The organism is Nocardia sp. Root136, from assembly GCF_001427185.1.
Classification (GTDB): domain Bacteria; phylum Actinomycetota; class Actinomycetes; order Mycobacteriales; family Mycobacteriaceae; genus Nocardia; species Nocardia salmonicida.
Map to the genome: position 1 here is coordinate 1,595,912 of NZ_LMFE01000001.1, position 18,118 is coordinate 1,614,029.

15 protein-coding genes are annotated in these 18,118 nt (G+C 68.9%); 6 read left to right on the plus strand and 9 right to left on the minus strand.

Annotation, left to right across the window (positions count from 1 at the left end; genetic code table 11):
• Nucleotides 1-95: 95 nt before the first annotated feature.
• Nucleotides 96-2,360 (plus strand): 5-methyltetrahydropteroyltriglutamate--homocysteine S-methyltransferase, encoded by a 2,265-nt coding sequence (gene metE / locus ASD42_RS07490; protein ID WP_056811935.1) that lies wholly within the window; start codon nucleotides 96-98, stop codon nucleotides 2,358-2,360.
• A 70-nt stretch (nucleotides 2,361-2,430) separates the two neighbouring features.
• On the opposite strand, the gene ASD42_RS07495 is transcribed toward metE, so the two are convergent.
• The 3 genes from ASD42_RS07495 to ASD42_RS07505 are packed head-to-tail and all read right to left on the minus strand — an operon-like array spanning nucleotide 2,431 to nucleotide 6,013.
• Nucleotides 2,431-3,573, minus strand: a complete 1,143-nt coding sequence (locus tag ASD42_RS07495) for a bifunctional 2-methylcitrate synthase/citrate synthase (protein ID WP_056811938.1) — start codon at nucleotides 3,571-3,573, stop codon at nucleotides 2,431-2,433.
• 2 nt (nucleotides 3,574-3,575) lie between these two features.
• Nucleotides 3,576-4,490 carry a methylisocitrate lyase gene (gene prpB, locus ASD42_RS07500; RefSeq protein WP_056811942.1) on the minus strand — a complete coding sequence of 305 codons (915 nt, stop codon included), beginning with the start codon at nucleotides 4,488-4,490 and terminating at the stop codon, nucleotides 3,576-3,578.
• Nucleotides 4,490-6,013, minus strand: a complete 1,524-nt coding sequence (locus ASD42_RS07505) for an MmgE/PrpD family protein (protein ID WP_056811945.1) — start codon at nucleotides 6,011-6,013, stop codon at nucleotides 4,490-4,492. The genes prpB and ASD42_RS07505 overlap by 1 nt, the downstream gene beginning before the upstream one ends.
• Before the next feature lie 348 nt (nucleotides 6,014-6,361).
• Here ASD42_RS07505 and ASD42_RS07510 point away from each other — a divergent pair, with 348 nt between their 5' ends.
• Entirely contained in the window at nucleotides 6,362-7,786 is a 1,425-nt protein-coding gene (locus tag ASD42_RS07510; protein ID WP_200950386.1) for a short-chain fatty acyl-CoA regulator family protein, read from the plus strand.
• Between the two features lie 6 nt (nucleotides 7,787-7,792).
• Here ASD42_RS07510 and recG read toward each other — a convergent pair whose 3' ends face one another.
• Together recG and ASD42_RS07520 are read right to left on the minus strand one after the other, a co-directional pair.
• Nucleotides 7,793-10,051 carry an ATP-dependent DNA helicase RecG gene (gene recG, locus ASD42_RS07515; RefSeq protein WP_056811949.1) on the minus strand — a complete coding sequence of 753 codons (2,259 nt, stop codon included), beginning with the start codon at nucleotides 10,049-10,051 and terminating at the stop codon, nucleotides 7,793-7,795.
• Nucleotides 10,052-11,896, minus strand: coding sequence for a DAK2 domain-containing protein (locus tag ASD42_RS07520; RefSeq protein ID WP_056815696.1), 1,845 nt, complete (start codon nucleotides 11,894-11,896; stop codon nucleotides 10,052-10,054).
• 315 nt (nucleotides 11,897-12,211) lie between these two features.
• Here ASD42_RS07520 and rpmB point away from each other — a divergent pair, with 315 nt between their 5' ends.
• The 3 genes from rpmB (at nucleotide 12,212) to ASD42_RS07535 (ending at nucleotide 13,880) form a co-directional block, all read left to right on the plus strand.
• Nucleotides 12,212-12,403: a 50S ribosomal protein L28 gene (gene rpmB, locus ASD42_RS07525; RefSeq protein ID WP_039799620.1), complete on the plus strand. Its 192-nt coding sequence runs from the start codon at nucleotides 12,212-12,214 to the stop codon at nucleotides 12,401-12,403.
• 96 nt (nucleotides 12,404-12,499) lie between these two features.
• On the plus strand, nucleotides 12,500-13,000 hold the full coding sequence (locus ASD42_RS07530; RefSeq protein ID WP_056811952.1) for a GNAT family N-acetyltransferase: 501 nt from the start codon (nucleotides 12,500-12,502) through the stop codon (nucleotides 12,998-13,000).
• A 91-nt stretch (nucleotides 13,001-13,091) separates the two neighbouring features.
• A complete protein-coding gene (locus ASD42_RS07535; RefSeq protein ID WP_056811955.1) occupies nucleotides 13,092-13,880 on the plus strand; it encodes an enoyl-CoA hydratase/isomerase family protein in 789 nt (262 codons plus the stop codon).
• Between the two features lie 202 nt (nucleotides 13,881-14,082).
• On the opposite strand, the gene ASD42_RS07540 is transcribed toward ASD42_RS07535, so the two are convergent.
• The 3 genes from ASD42_RS07540 to ASD42_RS07550 are packed head-to-tail and all read right to left on the minus strand — an operon-like array spanning nucleotide 14,083 to nucleotide 16,083.
• Complete coding sequence (locus tag ASD42_RS07540) at nucleotides 14,083-14,334, minus strand: hypothetical protein (protein WP_056815699.1); 252 nt, start codon at nucleotides 14,332-14,334, stop codon at nucleotides 14,083-14,085.
• A gap of 49 nt (nucleotides 14,335-14,383) precedes the next feature.
• Nucleotides 14,384-15,067, minus strand: a complete 684-nt coding sequence (locus tag ASD42_RS07545; RefSeq protein WP_056811958.1) for a uracil-DNA glycosylase — start codon at nucleotides 15,065-15,067, stop codon at nucleotides 14,384-14,386.
• Nucleotides 15,068-15,078: 11 nt separating this feature from the next.
• The gene (locus ASD42_RS07550; protein WP_084465462.1) at nucleotides 15,079-16,083 is read right to left on the minus strand and encodes a thiamine-phosphate kinase; all 1,005 of its coding nucleotides are present in this window, start codon (nucleotides 16,081-16,083) and stop codon (nucleotides 15,079-15,081) included.
• Between the two features lie 119 nt (nucleotides 16,084-16,202).
• On the opposite strand from ASD42_RS07550, the gene ASD42_RS07555 reads away from it, so the two are divergent.
• Nucleotides 16,203-16,955: a DUF3515 domain-containing protein gene (locus ASD42_RS07555; RefSeq protein ID WP_056811963.1), complete on the plus strand. Its 753-nt coding sequence runs from the start codon at nucleotides 16,203-16,205 to the stop codon at nucleotides 16,953-16,955.
• A 69-nt stretch (nucleotides 16,956-17,024) separates the two neighbouring features.
• Here the strand turns inward: ASD42_RS07555 and ASD42_RS07560 are convergent, their stop codons facing one another.
• Nucleotides 17,025-18,116 (minus strand): D-alanine--D-alanine ligase family protein, encoded by a 1,092-nt coding sequence (locus ASD42_RS07560; RefSeq protein ID WP_063893616.1) that lies wholly within the window; start codon nucleotides 18,114-18,116, stop codon nucleotides 17,025-17,027.
• Between the last annotated feature and the right edge of the window lie 2 nt (nucleotides 18,117-18,118).

Genomic DNA, 18,118 nt, shown 5'->3' on the forward strand with positions numbered 1-18,118 from the left:
ATGCCGACCTGTCGTACCTGTCGCGACGTGTCCGGTCCTGTGGCGTGTGCCCGCGAAAGGCGACGGCTCTCCCCGCACCACACTGGAGAATCTCCGTGACTGTTTCGCACACTCCTTTCACCGCAACGGTTCTCGGCCTACCGCGAGTGGGCCCGAACCGGGAACTCAAGCGCGCCACCGAGTCCTACTGGGCCGGCCGCGCCGATGCCGCGCACTTGCACGCGGTCGGCCGGCAGCTCCGTCGAGCCCAGCTCACCGAACTGGCCGCGGCGGGACTCGATTCGGTGCCGGTGGGCACCTTCTCCTACTACGACCAGATGCTCGATACCGCCGAACTGCTCGGCGCGCTACCGCCGCGCGTCGCCGGAATCGCCGATCCGGTCGACCGCTATTTCGCGGCCGCGCGCGGCACCGACACGGTCGCTCCGCTCGAGATGACCAAGTGGTTCGACACCAACTACCACTACCTGGTGCCCGAGATCGACGCGGCCACTACGTTTTCCCTGCATCCCGGCAAGCTGCTGACCGAACTCGACGAGGCGATCGAGCTCGGCGTCCCCGCGCGTCCGGTGGTGATCGGTCCGATCACCTTCCTGAAGCTGGCCAAGGCCGCCGGTGGTGCCGCGCTGGAGCGCCTGCCCGAGCTGGTGCCGCTGTACCTCGACCTGCTGGCCCAGCTGGCGGACGCGGGCGCGCAGTGGGTACAGCTCGATGAGCCGGTGCTGGTCACCGACCTGGCCGAGGCGGAGATCGCCCTGGTCGGCCGGACCTACAGCGTGCTGTCGGCCGCGCAGAACCGGCCCGCGATCCTGGTCGCCACCTACTTCGGGCACCCTGATGCCGCCCTGGCGGTGCTGGCCGAGACCGAGATCGAGGGTGTCGCTCTCGATTTCACCGCGGGAGCCGATCTCTCGACGGTCGCGGCGCTGCCCGCCCTGGCTCGCAAACTGCTGGTGGCAGGCGTGGTCGACGGCCGCAATGTCTGGCGCGCTGACCTCGACGCGGTCCTCGGCACTCTGGGCACGCTGCTCGGCAGCGCCGACGCGGTGGCGGTGTCGAGTTCGTGCTCGCTGCTGCACGTGCCGTATTCGCTGGTCCCCGAGACCGGACTGGACGAGCGGCTGCGCTCGTGGCTGGCCTTCGGCGCCGAGAAGGTCGACGAGGTGCGCGTCCTGGCCACCGCGCTCACCGCGGGTGTCGACACCGTCGCCGACGAACTGGCCGCGGCCCGCGCCGCCGCCGACTCACGCCGAACCGACCCGCGGCTGCACAACGAGCAGGTCAGGGCCCGGTTGGCCGCGCTCGACGAGAACGACCTGACCCGCTCCCCCGCCGACGAGCGTCGCGCCCTGCAGCGTGATCACCTCGACCTGCCGGTGCTGCCGACCACCACCATCGGCTCCTACCCGCAGACCTCCGCCATCCGGCTGGCCCGCGCCGCGCTGCGCAAGGGCGAGATCGACCAGGCCGAGTATGTTCAGCGGATGCGGGCCGAGATCGCCGACGTGATCACCCTGCAGGAGAAGCTCGGTCTCGACGTGCTGGTGCACGGCGAACCCGAACGCAACGACATGGTGCAGTACTTCGCCGAACTGCTCGACGGTTTCGCCGTCACCGACGCGGGCTGGGTGCAGTCCTACGGCACTCGCTGCGTGCGCCCGCCGATCCTGTTCGGCGATGTGACCCGGCCCGAGGCGATGACGCTGTCCTGGATCGGGTACGCCCAGTCGTTGACCACCAAGCCGGTCAAGGGCATGCTCACCGGCCCGGTGACCATCCTGGCGTGGTCGTTCGTCCGCGACGACCAGCCGCTGGGTGAGTCGGCCCGCCAGGTCGCGCTCGCCATCCGGGACGAGACCGTCGACCTGGAAGCCCAGGGCACGCGGATCATCCAGGTCGACGAGCCGGCCCTGCGCGAGCTGCTGCCGCTGCGTGCCGCCGAACAGCCCGCGTACCTGCGGTGGTCGGTGGATTCGTTCCGCCTGGCCACCGCCGGGGTCGCCGACACCACCCAGGTACACACCCACCTGTGCTACTCGGAGTTCGGCGAGGTCATCTCGGCGATCGCGGGCCTCGACGCCGATGTCACCTCGATCGAGGCGGCGCGCTCGCACATGGAGGTCCTCGACGATCTGAACGCGGCCGGTTTCGCGCTCGGCGTCGGGCCGGGCGTCTACGACATCCACTCGCCGCGGGTGCCGTCGGTCGAGGAGATCACGGCCTCGCTGTCAGCGGCGTTGAAAGCTGTTCCGGCCGAGCGCCTCTGGGTGAACCCGGACTGCGGACTGAAAACTCGCGGACCGGTGGAGGTCGAAGCGTCGCTGCGGAATCTGGTGACAGCCGCCGCGGCACTGCGCTGACCGACCGGATCAGTCCATAGACCACTGCCCCGGACGAAGGATCTCCGTCCGGGGCAGTGTGGTCGGCGACTCAGCTCGCCCGGGCGACCGGAACCGGGCGCTGCGCCACGCCGCGATACTCCGACAGCGGCCGGATCAGCGCGTTGGCGGCCGACTGCTCGGCGATATGCGCGGTCCAGCCGGTGATCCGGCTCATCACGAAGATCGGCGTGAACATCTCGATATCGAAGCCCATCAGGTAGTAGGCCGGTCCCGCGGGAAAGTCGAGATTCGGCGCGATGCCGGTCTTGTCGTCCATCGCGGCGGCGAGTTCGTCGTACATACGGACCCACTGCTGTCCACCGGTCACCGCCGCGACTTCGTCGAGGGCGGCCTTCATGGTCGGCACCCTGGAGTCGCCGTTGCGATACACGCGATGCCCGAAGCCCATCACTTTGCGCTTGGCGGTGAGTGTTTCGGCGACCCAGAGCTTCGCTAGAGCGGGATCAGCGATCTCCAGCATCGTGTGCATCACCGCCTCGTTGGCGCCGCCGTGCAGGCGACCCTTCAGCGCGCCGATCGCCGCGGTGATCGCGCTGTACATATCCGAGCCGGTGGAGGTCACCACGCGCGCGGCGAAGGTCGAGGCGTTGAACCCGTGCTCGGCGTAGAGGATCAGCGAGATCTCGAACGCGCGCACGATCCGTGGTTCCGGAACCGCGCCGAAGCACATGTACAGGAAGTTCTCGGCGAAGCCGAGCTGGGAATGCGGTGCGATCGGGTCGAGCCCGCGCCGCCTGCGCATCGCCGTCGCGATCACCGTCGGCAGCAGAGCGGTCAATCGCAGTGCGGCGTCGAGCCTTTCGCGCTCGCTCTCGCTTTCCGAGGCGGCGTCCTCGGTGCCCAGGTAGCTCACGACCGTGCGAACCGCGTCCATCGGGTGGCAGGTGTCGGGCATCTTCTCCAGCAGCGCGAGCACCGACCGGTCGATCCGGCGCTGGGCGCGTTCTCGCTGGCAGAGCAGTTGCAGCTGGTCGTCGTCGGGGAGTTCGCCGTGCCACAGCAGGTAGGCGACCTCCTCGAAACCGCACCGCGCGGCCAGGTCCTGCACCGGGTAGCCGCGGTAGGTCAGCGAGTTGGTCTCGGCGACCACCTTGGAGATGCTCGTCGTGTCGACCACCACCCCGGCCAGACCCTTGGCGATGACGGAGGGCGTTGCTTGTCCACTGGTCATGCTCACTCACCCACCGTGAAATCGAAGATGCCGGAGTCGAATTCGCTGTAGTGCCGGTAGCCGAGCAGTTCATAGAGCCGCGACCGGTGCTGCATGCGATCAAGCAATGCCGATTGCGTTCCAGCCGTGGCTATCTCGCGCAGGCCGTCCTCGATCGCGCCCATCGCCAGTCGCAACGTGGTGACCGGGTAGATCACCGCGTTGTAGCCGAGATCGGTCAGTGTCCGCGCGCTCAGCAGCGGGGTCTTGCCGAATTCGGTCATGTTCGCGAGCAGTGGGATATCCACGGCGGCGCGGAACTTCGCGAACTCGGCTTCCTCGGCCAGCGCCTCGGTGAAGATCAGATCCGCGCCCGCGTCGGCATAGGCCCTGGCCCGCTCGATCGCCGCGTCGAGACCCTCGATCGCGCGCGCGTCGGTGCGGGCGCAGATCACGAAGTCCGGATCGCGGCGCACCGCCACGGCGGCGCGGATGCGGCGCACCATCTCGGCGGTGTCGACGACGGCCTTGCCGTCGAGGTGTCCGCATCGTTTCGGGTTGACCTGGTCCTCGAGATGACATCCGGCCAGGCCGGCGTCTTCGAGCAGGGTCACCGTGCGGGCCGCGTTCATCGGTTCACCGAAGCCGGTGTCGGCATCGATGAGAACGGGCAGATCGGTGGCGCGCGCGATCTGGCGGCCACGTTCGACGACCTCGGTGAGCGTGGTCAGACCGATATCGGGCAGGGCGAGCTCGGCCGAGATCACCGCGCCCGACACATAGACGCCCTCGAACCCGATCTCCTGGATCAGCTTGGCCACCAGCGGGTTCACCGCTCCGGGCAGCCGTTGCAGCCGACCGGAAGCCAGCCCGGTACGGAAGGTCGCGCGCTTCTGCGCGTCGGTGGTGTGCGCGGCGAGCAGTCCCGAAACAGTCATCAGAACAGCCCTTCCCGCGCGGCGGGCAGCCGGTCGAACAGCGCGGGGTCGACCGCGAAGCTCAGCTGATCGAGCTCACCGGCGCCGAGTTCCGGTGTGCGCTGGGCGACATCGAGGAAGCGGTCCTGTTCGGCGGGCGTGACCACACCGTCGGCGAGGACGCGGAACTTCTCGAGGTACTGCTCGCGCGCGAACGGCCGCGCGCCCAGCGGATGCGCGTCGGCGACCGCCAGTTCGTCGACGATCACCTCACCGTCGTCCAGGGTCACCACCGCGCGGGCGCCGAAGGCCTTCTCGGCCGGATCGGTCGCGTGATAGCGGCGGGTCCACTCGGGATCTTCGACCGTGGCGATCTTGCGCCACAGCGCCACGGTGTCGGGCCGCTGGGCACGCTCTGGCGCGTAGGAGCGTTCGTGGTGCCAGGTGCCGTCCTGCAAGGCGACCGCGAAGATATAGGGCAGCGAGTGGTCGAGGGTCTCGCGGCTGGCGTGCGGATCGAACTTCTGCGGGTCGCCGGATCCGGTGCCGATCACGGAGTGCGTGTGATGGCTGGTGTGCAGCACGATCGAGGCGATGCGGGCGGTATCGGTGATCCGGTCGCGCAGTCGACGCGCGAGATCGATCGGGGCCTGGCTCTGGTATTCGGCCGAGTGCTCCTTGGTGTAGCTGTCCAGAATGGCGCGCTTGGCCTCGCCCGGACTCGGCAGCGGCACCTGGTACTCGGCGTCCGTGCCGCCGAGCAGCCACGCGATCACTCCGTCGGCGCCCTCCCAGATGGGCGCGGGCGCACCTTCACCGCGCATCGCCCGGTCGACCGCCTCGACGGCCATCTTCCCGGCGAACGCGGGCGCGTATGCCTTCCAGCTGGAGATCTCGCCTTTGCGCGACTGCCGGGTCGCGGTCGTGGTGTGCAGCGCCTGGCCGACGGCGTGATAGATGGTTTCGGGGTCGAGACCGAGCACGGTACCGATGCCCGCGGCGGCCGAAGGGCCGAGGTGAGCGACGTGGTCGATCTTGTGTTCGTGCAGGCAGATGGCGCGCACCAGGTCGATCTGGATCTCGTAGCCGGTGGCGAGACCGCGGATCAGCTCGGCGCCGCCGCGCCCCGCGTGCTGGGCGACGGCCAGAATCGGCGCGATGTTGTCGCCCGGATGCGAGTACTCCGCCGCGAGAAAGGTGTCGTGGAAGTCGAGCTCGCGCACCGCCACCCCGTTCGCCCATGCCGCCCACTCGGGCGAAACACGCTGCGCGCCGGGCAGTCCGAACACGGTGGCGCCATGGCGTGACGAGGCGGCGGACAGCGGATGCGCCGACGCTTGCGCGCGGGCGGTACGGACCGGACCGCGCAGCACCGACGCCGCGGCCACCGCGGCGTTGTCGATGATTCGGTTCACGATCATCTCGGTGACCTCGCCGGACACCGCCACCGGATCGGCAGCCACCTCCGCGATCAGCGTGGCCAGATGCTGCGACCGCGGGAAGTCCTCGGCGGCCCCGACGCTGCGCACGATATGGGTTTTCATTGATCCTCCGATTCCAGCCGGTCGATCCCAGCCATGATTCGCACGCTACGCATCGGAGAAACCACTGGATATAGGCTGAACAAGCGTATTTTTGTGTGCGATGGACGACAGATCAGCAACTATTGCGAAGATTTTCGATCAGCCTCGAATCAGTGATACCGAAGCGCTATGGTGATTTTCTCTCGATGATTCCGTTGTCGCGAGCGAAACTTTCTCATGCCCCCGCCTACTCCTTCGCATGTTACGCACGGGTAGTCACAGGTAAAATCCCTTGCAGCACTGGACTTCTCCCGAGGCATTCGCCACTTTCAGCAAACATTGCGAACAGCTCGCGTTAGGATCTGCGACGTGCGGAAGATGTACGCGGGGGCCAGGCTACGAAGGCTGCGCGAAGAACGGCGGATGACCCAGGCAGCGCTCGCGAAATCGCTGGACCTCTCACCCAGCTATCTCAACCAGCTAGAGCGTGATCAGCGTCCGCTGACCATTCCCGTTCTACTGAAACTCAACTCGACCTTCGACCTCGACGTGCAGTTCTTCGCCGCCGATTCCGATGCGCGGCTGGTCTCGGACCTGCACGAGGTGCTGGTCGAAGCCGCGGGCGGCGGCGATACCGCACCGATCACCGAGGTCGAGGAACTGGCGACCAGACTGCCCGAGGTGGCGCGCATCGTGATCGCGATGCACCGGCGGCTGCGCGCGGCCACCGACCAGCTCGACCTGCTGTCCTCGCGCGTCGACACGCCCGCGGGCGCGCCGGGCACACCCATGCCGTACGAGGACGTGCGCGACTTCTTCTACGACCATCGCAACCACATCTCGACCCTCGACCACGCCGCCGAGCAGCTGTTCGAGGAATCCGGGCTGAGCATCGGCTCGCTGGATCGTCAACTGGCCAGGATCGCCGAGGAACGCGCGGGCGTCACGGTGCTGGTACGTGGGGACGGCGCCGACCCTGCCATCCCGAAACGCCACTACGACCCCGATACCCGCACCCTCACGCTGGCCAGGCGACTGCGCCCGGGGCAGCGCGCCTTCCAGATCGCGACCACTCTCGGTCTGCTGCTCTACGGCCGCGAGATCGACAACGTGCTCGCCGAATCCCGGGTGCTCACCGGCGAATCCCGCACGCTGGCCAGGGTCGGGCTGGCCAACTACTTCGCCGGGGCGTTGATCCTGCCCTACGGGCGATTCCTGCGCTCGGCCGAGGAACTGCGCTACGACGTAGACCTGCTCGCGCTGCGTTTCGAAGTCGGCTTCGAGACGGTCTGCCATCGGCTCAGCACCCTGCAGCGGCAGGGTCAGCGCGGTGTGCCGTTCTTCCTGGTGCGCACCGATCGGGCGGGCAATATCTCGAAGCGGCAGTCCGCCACCGCGTTCCACTTCTCCCGCGTGGGCGGCAGTTGCCCGCTGTGGGTCACCCACGAGGCCTTCGCGCACCCCGGCCGCATCCTCACCCAGGTCTCGGAGATGCCCGACGGGCGCCGGTATCTGTGGATCGCGCGCACCACCCCCGCCGCCGCGCAGGGGTTCGGGGCGGCGTCGAAGAACTTCGTCATCGGGCTCGGCTGCGATATCGAATACGCCGACCGGCTGGTGTATTCGCAGGGGCTGCAGCTGGACGATCCGCAGGTGGCGGTGCCGATCGGGGCCGGGTGCAAGGTGTGTGAGCGGCCCGCGTGCCCACAGCGCGCGTTCCCGCAGATCGGGCGTCCACTGGCCGTGACCGAACACACCAGCACCGACCTGCCGTACCCGCGCGTACCTCGCTGACCTCGTCTAGGACTTGGCGAGGTATTCGATGCGTTCGCCGTCGACGGCGGCGGACATCATGCCCGCCAAGCCCGGGTGGTTCACCAGACCGGGGTCCTCGGCGACGACCTGGCGAGCGAGTTCCTGTGCGGCGGTGATCACCTCGAGGTCGTCGAGCAGCGAGAGCAGGCGCAGCGACCGGGCGGTACCGGACTGCGCCGAGCCGAGGACATCACCTTCGCGACGCTGGCGCAGATCGAGCACCGAGAGTTCGAAGCCGTCGGTGGTCGCCGCCACCGCCTCGAGCCGCGCCATCGCCGTCCCGCCGGGCGCGGCATCGGTGACCAGCAGGCACAGACCGGGATGCTCGCCACGGCCGATGCGACCGCGCAACTGGTGCAGCTGACTCACGCCGAAGCGGTCGGCGTCGACGATCACCATCACGGTCGCGTTCGGCACGTCGACACCGACCTCGACGACAGTGGTGCAGACCAGGACGTCGATCGCGCCGTCGTTGAATTGGCGCATCACGTGGTCTTTTTCGTCGGAGGGCAGCCTGCCGTGCAACAGGCCCACACGCACACCGGCGAGCGGACCGGCGCCCAGCGTCTCGTACATCTCGACAGCGGCCGCAGTGGTGGGGCCTTCCTTCTCCGCCTTCTTGCCCTTGGCCGGTGGCGCGTCCGGGTCCTCGCCGATGCGCGAGCACACGACATAGGCCTGTCGGCCCTGGCCGACCTCCTCGACGATGCGTTCCCAGGCGCGATCCACCCACCCCGGATGCAGTTTGCGCGGAACGACTTTCGACACGATCGGCGAGCGGCCCTTGGGCAGCTGGGTGAGAGTGGAGGTTTCGAGGTCGCCGAGGGTGGTCATCGCGATGGTGCGCGGGATCGGCGTCGCCGTCATCACCAACAGATGCGGGCTGATGCCGTCTTTCGCTTTGGCGCGCAACGCATCTCGCTGCTCGACGCCGAAGCGGTGCTGTTCGTCGACCACCACGAGGCCGAGGTCGTAGAACTCGACCGCGTCCTGGATGAGCGCGTGGGTGCCGATGACGATGCCCGCCTCACCGGTCATCGCGTCCAGCAGCGCCGCCTTCTTCGCGGCCGTCGACATCGATCCGGTGAGCAGGACGACCTTGGTCGAGTTCTCGGCGGCGCCGAGTTCGCCCGCGTTGCCGAGGTCACCGAGCATGGCGCGCAGCGACCGATAGTGCTGCGCGGCGAGGACTTCGGTCGGTGCGAGCAGCGCGCACTGGCGGCCCGAGTCCACCACCTGCAGCATGGCGTTCAGCGCCACGATCGTCTTGCCCGAGCCCACCTCGCCCTGGAGCAGCCGGTGCATGGGGCGGGTACGCGACAGGTCTCGCGAGATCTCCGCGAGCACCTGCTGCTGACCTTCGGTGAGCTCGAAGGGCAACCGTTCGTCGAAGGCGGCGGCGATTCCCTCGGTCGACGGCGGACAGGCCGGGGCGGTGCGGCCCTCCACCTCGTGACGGCGCTCGGCCAGCACGAGCTGCAGGGCGAGCGCCTCGTCGAAACGGAGCCGGTCCCTTGCCTTCTCGATGTCCAGCTTGTGCTCGGGAAGGTGGATCAGGCGCAGCGCTTCCGACAACGGGAGGAGTTGGCGTTCCTCGCGCAGGTCGGCGGGCAGCGGGTCCTCGATGGGGTCGAGCTGGTCGAGCACCTGGCGGATGCAGGCCAACAGGTCCCAGCTCTGGACCTTGGCGGTCGCCGGATACACGGGTACGAATTCGCGTTCGAAGAACGAGGCATCCACTCCCCCCGCGCCTTTCGCGCTCTGCGCGAGGCCGCGCAGCGCACCGCTGCCACGCACGGACGTGAGTTCCTCCACGCCGGCTTCCGGCTTGTCGGGCAGGATCAGATAGTCGGGGTGCGAGAGGTTCCAGCGGTCGGGGCGCCACCAGTGCACGGTGCCCGACATCATCGCTCGCACACCCTCTTTCACCAGGTAGCGCACCTTGTCGCCATTGAAGAAAGTCGCCTCGAGCGGACGCTGGGCGCCGGTGTCGAGCTGCACCTTCAACAGCGAGCCACGGCGATTCTTCATCGGGCGCAGTTCGGTTTTCGCGATGCGGCCGATCACGGTGATGTGCGCGCCCTCTTCGGGTTCCTCCTCGGTGAGGGGCTGCCCCTGGGTCGCGTAGCGCACCGGATAGTGGCGCAACAGATCCTCGACGGTGGTCATGTCGAACGCCTCGGTCAGCCGGTCGGCCGCCTTGACGCCGAGCACGTGGTCGAGCCGGTCACTCAACGTCGCCATCTACTCGACCCCTATCTGCACCAGATCCGCCTGCTGTCCACCGGAATACACGACCACCTCGACACCGGGGAAACCGGCTCGCACATGATCGGCGAGCACCTGCGCCAACTCGGGCCCCGCGTCGACGCCCATCAGCAATGTCACCAATTCCCCACCGAGACCGAGCATTCGGTCCAGCAGGATGCTTCCCGCGCCGACCACGTCGGGGTCGATCACCACCACATCGTGGCCGACCAGACCCAATCCGTCGCCCGGAGAACACATTCCGACCATCGTCAGCGCCCGCACCCGCGCCGCGCGCAGCGCACCCCACCGGGTGGTCGCGGCCGCCTCCGACATCGCGAACGCGTCGTCGACCGCGATCCGTCCCCGATCGTGCACGGCCAAGGCCGCGAGGCCCTGCACCATCGACGCGCTCGGCAGCAACAACACATCACGCGACCCGTCACGCGCGGCCGCACCGACCGCGACGAGTTCCTGCGCGGGCAGGGCCCCGTTGGGCAGGACCAGCACCTCACGATTGGGCATACTGCGGATCGCCCGCAGCAGGGTGTTCGTGTCGAGCTGCCGATCCCCTCGCAACACCACCGCGCCCGCGTCCTCGAACAGGCGCGCGGCGGCGGCACCACCCACCACCGCCAGCACGCCGCGGTCCGCGTCGGGGGTGGCGACGTCTCGGTCCGTGAGACCGGGTGGCCGGTCGCCGTCGTGGTGCGTGCGCGGCTCGATCGTCACCGTGTCGACGTGCGTGTGGTGGGTGAGGCCGAGCGCGTCGGCGCCGTGCCCGTGGTTGCCGCTGTGGGGCGCGGTCACGGCGAAACTCTCGATCCGGATGCCCGTCACGGTGCCCACCGCGAGGCCCGCCTCGATGGCAGCCCCCGCGTCGCGGCAGTGCACATGGGCCGACCAGGTGGTCGCACCATCGCCGACCACCACCACGGAGTCCCCGAGCACCGCGAGCCGATCGCGCAACCCGCTCGCGGCCGTGTCGTCGGTGCCGGAGATCACGTACATGACCTCGAAGTGCGGATCGGCGTCCTGATCCCGGTGATCGTTGTCGACGCGGGCGTCGGCGGTCCGGCGCTCGTGACCGTCCGCCATCGCGCGTCGACTGTCCGCTTCGTCGTCGTGACCGATCTCACCGGGGTCGCTCTCGTCGTGTCCGTCGACCGGTCGCCGATGCGGCCCGTGGTCGGGTCGTTCGCCCCGCGTGTACCTGACCCGGTCGGTCGGTTCACCGCAGACTTCGGCCACGAGACAGTCCAGCAGCACCAGCAGTCCCCGCGCCCCGGCGTCGACCACCCCCGCCGCGCGAAGCACACCCAACTGGGCCGGCGTCTCGCTCAACGCGCGCGCGGCGCCGTCGGCGGCGCGGCGGGCGACGGTCACGAGCGACTGATCGGCCGACTCGGCCGCGGCGACCGCGGCACGCTCGAGCACGGTCAGAATGGTGCCCTCGACCGGGGCACTCAGCCCGGTCCGGACGAGCACCGCCGAGCGCCGCAGTGCCACCTGCAGACGTTCACCGGTCAGCGGACCGGCGGTGACGGCCTCGGCGATGCCCCGCAGGACCTGGGACAGGATGATCCCCGAGTTTCCCCGCGCGCCCGTCGTCGCGCCGCGGGCCAAGCCCTGCGCGATCAGATGAGCGGAAGGTGCGTGGTCGGTGATCTGATCGGCCGTCGCGACGGCCGCTCGCATGGTGGCGAGCAGATTGGTACCGGTGTCGGCGTCGGCGATGGGGAACACGTTGAGCGCGTCGATCTCGGCGCGGCGTAGTTCCAGGTCGGTGCGGCAACCGCGAGCCCAGACCAGCAGATCGGGGCCGTCGAGAGACTCCCGCACGTGCGACACCGCCACCTCGCTTCCCCGTTCTGCGTGCTCGCGCGCCGAGCACGCACGCCAGGTTAGCGCCAGCGACCGACAGCGCTATGCTGACCTCGGAAGGGCCCTCATCCGGGCTACGCTCGGCCTGTCGACCGGGATACCCCGGTTTGGAAGTTCGAGGCCCGGCCCGCTAGTCTTGCAGGGTTGCCTCGTGCGGCCCACGTGGGTCTGCGCTGGCCGACATCAGTCGGCAAGGCATTTGACGACATCAGTTTCCGGTTCAGCGGGCATACGTGCGCCGCTGTCCGCTTATGACATGAAGGAGCTCGCGACATGGCTGCCGTTTGCGACGTCTGCGCCAAGGGCCCCGGTTTCGGGAAGTCGGTCTCGCACTCGCACCGGCGCACCAACCGTCGCTGGAACCCGAACATCCAGACCGTGCGTGCGCAGGTTGCCCCTGGCAACACCCGCCGGATGAACGTGTGCACCTCCTGCCTGAAGGCGGGCAAGGTCGCCCGCGGCTGATTTTCAGCCCGTACATTCTGCCGACAGTGCCCCGGCACCCCTCGCGGGTGATCCGGGGCTTTGTCGTACAACCGCCGAGCATCGAACGGGCTCGCCGTGTCTGACTGGCGAATCGCGCCGCTGACGGCGACCCGGGTCACCGAACTCGCCGCCTGTCACATCGCCAGCTGGCGCGAAGCCTATGGAACGCTCGTCCCCGGTCACATCCTCGACGGCTTCGACCTCGAACGCTCCGCGCTCACCTGGGAACGTCGTCGCGTCGACGGGATCCACCAGTTGCCGGTCGCGCTGGTCGGCGACCGGCTGATCGGCTTCGCCTCCGGGACGAAGTCGTCCGTCCCCGGTCGACAGCCGGGCCGGTCGGCGTCCACCGAGGATGAACTCGAAGCGCTCTACGTCCGCAGCGCCTGGCACGGCACCGGTATCGCCGACGCTCTGATCGAAGCCGCCACCCCCGGATCACCGTGCACCCTGTGGGTCTTCGCCGACTATCCGCGCGCCCACGCCTTCTACCGCAGGCACGGTTTCACCGACACCGGCATCCGACGAACCGATCCGTTCACCCTGCTGCCCGAACAATTGTGGCGCCGCGACTGAGAAACGCTGCTGCCGCACCGGGGGGCGTACCTTCGGCCGTGCGCAAAGGCTGCGGAACGCCGCGCGTGCGGGCCCGATTAAGGTGACGCCCATGAGTACCACCGAACCGGTCCTTGCCGCCGAGGTCATCGACGGCGTCCTGCAGCTGACCATCGCCACCGCCGCCGCAGGCACCTCGATGGATTTCGACCTGATCAACGCGGGCACCGCCGCCCTGCGCGCACTCGACCCGTCGGTCGGGGCCGTGCTGCTCACCGGCGCGGGCGCGAACTTCTGCGCGGGCGGCAATGTCCGCAATTTCGCCGCCTCCGATGACCGCGGTGCCTACCTGCACGAGCTGGCCGACCAACTCCACGATTTCGTCCGCGCGCTCGCGGACGCCCCTGTCCCCGTGATCGCCGCCGTACAGGGCTGGGCGGCGGGTGCGGGCATGAGCCTGGTCTGTGCCGCCGACATCGCGATCGGTGGCCCCTCGACGAAGCTGCGCCCCGCCTACCCCGGCATCGGCCTGTCCCCCGACGGCGGCATGTCCTGGTCGCTGCCCCGCATCGTCGGCCGGAGCCGGGCGACCGAGATCCTGCTCACCGACGCCGTACTCGACGCCGAAGAGGCAGTGCGCCTCGGCGTCCTGAGCCGCACGGTCGCCGACGAGGACATCCGCGCCGAAGCGTTCCGCGTGGCGCAGACCTTCGTCACGGGCCCCCGCCCCACCTACACTGCCATGAAAAAGCTGCTGGCCCAGTCACCGACGGCGACATTGGACCAGCAGCTCGATTCCGAACGCGACAGCATCTCCGCCGCCGCGAACAGCGACACCGGCCGCGAAGGCGTAGACGCCTTCGTAGGCAAGCGCAAGCCGAACTACGTCGGCCTCACATAGAAGTGGGACTCACTCAGAAGCCCCCACTCCAGCGACTGAACTGACCATCCCGGCGCGACCAACGCCACGCCGGAACTCAGCCACCACGGGTTTTCGGCCGCCTCGCATCCGAAGGGCGAGACGGAACGCCGAAGGCGCAGTATCGCCCTTCGGATGCGAGGCCCGCAGGGCCGAAAACCCCGCGGCGCCAGCCGCTAATAACTCAGCACGCAGCGCCGAGGGCGCTGAAGGTGTTCTGCAGCAGGCAGGTCACCTTCGCGTTCACGCCGGACGAGATGGTGGAGGTGCCGGTAGAGGTCCATTCCTCGCCGACCTGGGTGGTGGCCACCGGGGCGGCCTGCTCGTCGTAGGGCTCGAGCTGCAGGCCTGCGGCGGTGGCCGAGCCTGCGCCCGCGGTGATGGCGGCGGCCACGGCGGCGGTCGCGAGGGCAACGCGAACGGTGGAGATGTGCATCGGGTTGTGCTCCTTCATCATTCTCTTCTGGTGCGGGCGACGCCCCGGGTCAGGGCAGCCGCCAGTCGACAGGATCGGCGCCGAGTTCGTCGAGCAGTTCGTTGACCCGGGAGAAGGGTCGGGAACCGAAGAACCCGCGCGAGGCGGAAAGCGGTGAGGGGTGCGCCGATTCGACGTAGGGCACCTCGGCGGCGACGAGGGTGGGCTTCAGCGAACGAGCGTCGTTGCCCCACAGCACGGCTACGAGCGGCTCGTCGCGGGCGACCAGTGCCCCGATCGCCTGCTCGGTGACCGCTTCCCAGCCTTTGCCGCGATGGGAGGCGGGCGCGCCGGGGGCGACGGTGAGTACTCGGTTCAGCAGCAGCACACCCTGATCCGACCAGGGGCTCAGGTCACCACAGGTCGGGGTATCGAAGCCGAGGTCTTTGCTGTATTCGGCGAAGATGTTGGACAGGCTGCGCGGCACCGGCGAAACCTGTGGCGTGACAGAGAAACTCAGTCCCATCGCGTGGCCGGGCGTGGGGTACGGGTCCTGGCCGACGATGAGCACGCGCACCGCGTCGAACGGACGCTGGAAGGCGCGCAATACGTTCTCCCCTTCGGGGAGGTAGCCGCGGCCCGCCGCGTTCTCTTCACGTAAGAACTCGCCCATTTCACTGATGCGGTCGGTGACCGGCTCCAGTGCCCGGGCCCAGCCCGGATCGATGATCTCCGACAGTGGTTTCGCACCCATGACCGCACAACCTATCGTTCGTCGTCGGTGGGTATGGCGTCCACCCCACGGAACGATTCCCAGCCGGTGCCACCGGTGGGCGACACGCCGTCGACGGTGACGCCACTGCCTGCGGTTACTACGCCGATCGGCCGCCAGCCCGCGGGAACCGAGACACCGGCGGGCCAGGTTCCGACGAAGGCGTGGTCTTCGCCGCCGGCCAGAATCCATTGCGCCGCATCGGCATCGAGCAATTTCGCGACAGCGTCCAGATCGGGGTCGGTCAGTGCCGCGCGGTGGACGTCGATGGCGACGTTCGAGGCGGCGGCGAGGTGGCCGAGGTCGGCGAGCAAGCCGTCGGAGACATCGGTGAGCGCGGTCGGGGTGTGCGTGCCGAAGGCGTCGAGGACCGCGGCGTAGGGCGGTTGCGGAACACGATGGGTCGCAAGGGCATAGGTGAAGTCCGGATCGGATGTGTCCGCGCCACCGGTCAATACGGCCAGCCCGGCACCGGACCAGCCGAGTTCGCCTGCCACCGCGACGATATCGCCGACGGCGGCGCCGGATCGAGTGATCGCGTTCTGCCCACCGAGGTCGCCGAACGCGGTCACCGAGACGACCAGTTGTTCGCTGCGCACCAGATCGCCGCCCGCGATGGAACCCCCGGCGCGGCTCGCCTCGATCCACATCCCGTCGGCGATCCCTTCGATCACCGACACGGGGGTGTCGGCGGGGCAGCCGAGCGCGACCACGAACGCCGTCGGCCGCGCGCCCATCGCCACCACGTCGGCGGCGTTCTGCGCGATGGCCTTGCGGCCGATGTCGACGGGCGAGGACCAGTCGAGCCGGAAGTGTCTGCCTTCGACGAGCATGTCGGTGCTCACCACGAACCGACCGTCGGGCGCGGCGACCAGCGCGGCATCGTCACCGGGTCCGATCAGTACGTGCGCGGCCTGCTCCCGACCGGCGTTGATCCGGTCGATCAGGGCGAATTCGCCCAGCTCACGCACCGTCTGCGGACGGCTGTCCTCGCTGATGACCGACCCCTTCCCGCTGTGCTGGTGACCGACGAAATCGCCCCGACGGTACCCTTTCGAAGGCGATCGGGCACCACCGACGGCGCAGGCGAACCCGCGAACGGAAGGACCACACAGCTATGGCGGACTCGACACCGGAGGATCGCGACGAGGCGAGCACCCCCGACGACACCGCCACTGCCGACGCGGCATCGTCGGGCGACGAGCCGACGTCCGCCACCACCGCGCGATCAGCCGACGCGACCGCCGAGGATTCCGCCCCGGCCGACGACGGCTCGAACGCGGACTCCGACGCCGAGCCGGACGCGGACTCCGACGATGACGATGACGATGACGACTTCGAGTCGCATCACTCCCCCGCGCTCATCGCCACCGCGGTCGCCCTGCCCGTCGTGTTGATCGTCGCCGTGCTGGTCGCCGCCTTCATCGCCCTGCGCGCCCCCGTCGAACGCGAACCCCTCGCCCTCGGACCCGTGCCTGCCCCCGCCGCCGACGGTCCCGCCTGCCAGGCCCTGCTCCCCGCCCTGCCCGCCGAACTCGGCGACTACACCAAGGCCACCCTCGTCGAACCCAGCCCGCCCGCCACCCGCGCCTGGCAGCTCCCCGACGGCGGCGACCCGATCACGCTGCGCTGCGGCCTCGACCGTCCCCTCGAATTCAACCGCGCGTCCCCGCTGACGGTGATCGACGGCGTGAAGTGGTTCCAGGTCCGCGACGAGGTCGGCAAGACCGGCACCTGGTTCGCCGTCGACCGCGAGACCTACATCGCCCTGACCGTCCCCGACGGCTCCGGCACCAGCGCCGTGCAGAACGTATCCGACACCATCACTGCGAATCTGCCTGCCCGCGAACCGACTCCGGGCGAACTCTGAGCTAACCAGCTGGCGCCGTAGGGCTTTCGAGCACGACCCCGCCGAAAGCCCTGCGGCCGAACAGAACTCCTACCGCAGACCGGTTCCGCGGGTGACCGCCGTCTCGATCAGCGTCGACACCAGCGTCGGGTAGTCGATGCCGGTGGCTTCCCACATCCGCGGGTACTGCGAGATCGGCGTGAAGCCGGGCATCGTGTTGATCTCGTTGATCACCGGACCGTTCTCGGTGACGAAGAAGTCGACGCGCGCCAGCCCCTGGCAGTCCAGCGCGCGGAACGCGCGCACCGACAGCTCACGGATCTCGTCGGCGACATCGTCGTCGAGCTTGGCGGGCACATCGAATTCGCACACGTCATCGAGGTATTTGGTGGCGAAGTCGTAGAACTCGGGCGCGGCGGCGTCGGCATCGGGCATCCGGATCTCGGAGACGACGCTGCCACGCACCTCGCCGTCGGCGAATTCCAGTACGCCGCACTCGACTTCGCGTCCGACGATGCCCGCTTCGATGATCACCTTCGGGTCGTGCGCACGGGCGACGGCGATGGCCGCATCGAGATCGGCCCAGTCGGTGATCTTGGTGATGCCGATCGAGGAACCACCGCGCGCGGGCTTCACGAAGGCGGGCAGACCGATCCGGGCCCGGTCGGTCTCGGCCAGCGTTTCGACGCCGGGACGCAGCACAACCTGCACGCCGACGGGCAACGATTCGGCCGCCAGCAACTTCTTGGTGAACTCCTTGTCCATGCCCGCCGCGCTGGCAAGCACGCCCGCGCCGACATAGGGAAGCCCGGCCAGTTCGAGCATCCCCTGCAACGTGCCGTCCTCCCCGAAGGGACCGTGCAGAATCGGGAACACGACATCGACGTTGCCGAGCACGGCGCTCGAGTCGAGCGCGACCAGCGCGCCGGAGCGACCGGGGTCAGCGGCCAGCGTGAGGGCGGTTCCCGACGCGTCGACCTGCGGTTGCACACCGTGGCTCAGCGCCAAATCGCCGATCCCGTCGGCCAGCACCCAGCCGCCGGTGGGGGTGATGCCGATCGGCACCACCTCGTAGCGCGTCGGATCGAGGTTGCGCAGCACGCTGCTCGCCGACACACACGAGACGGCGTGCTCGCTGCTGCGCCCGCCGAACACCACAGCCACCCTGATCCGTTCCGTCATGA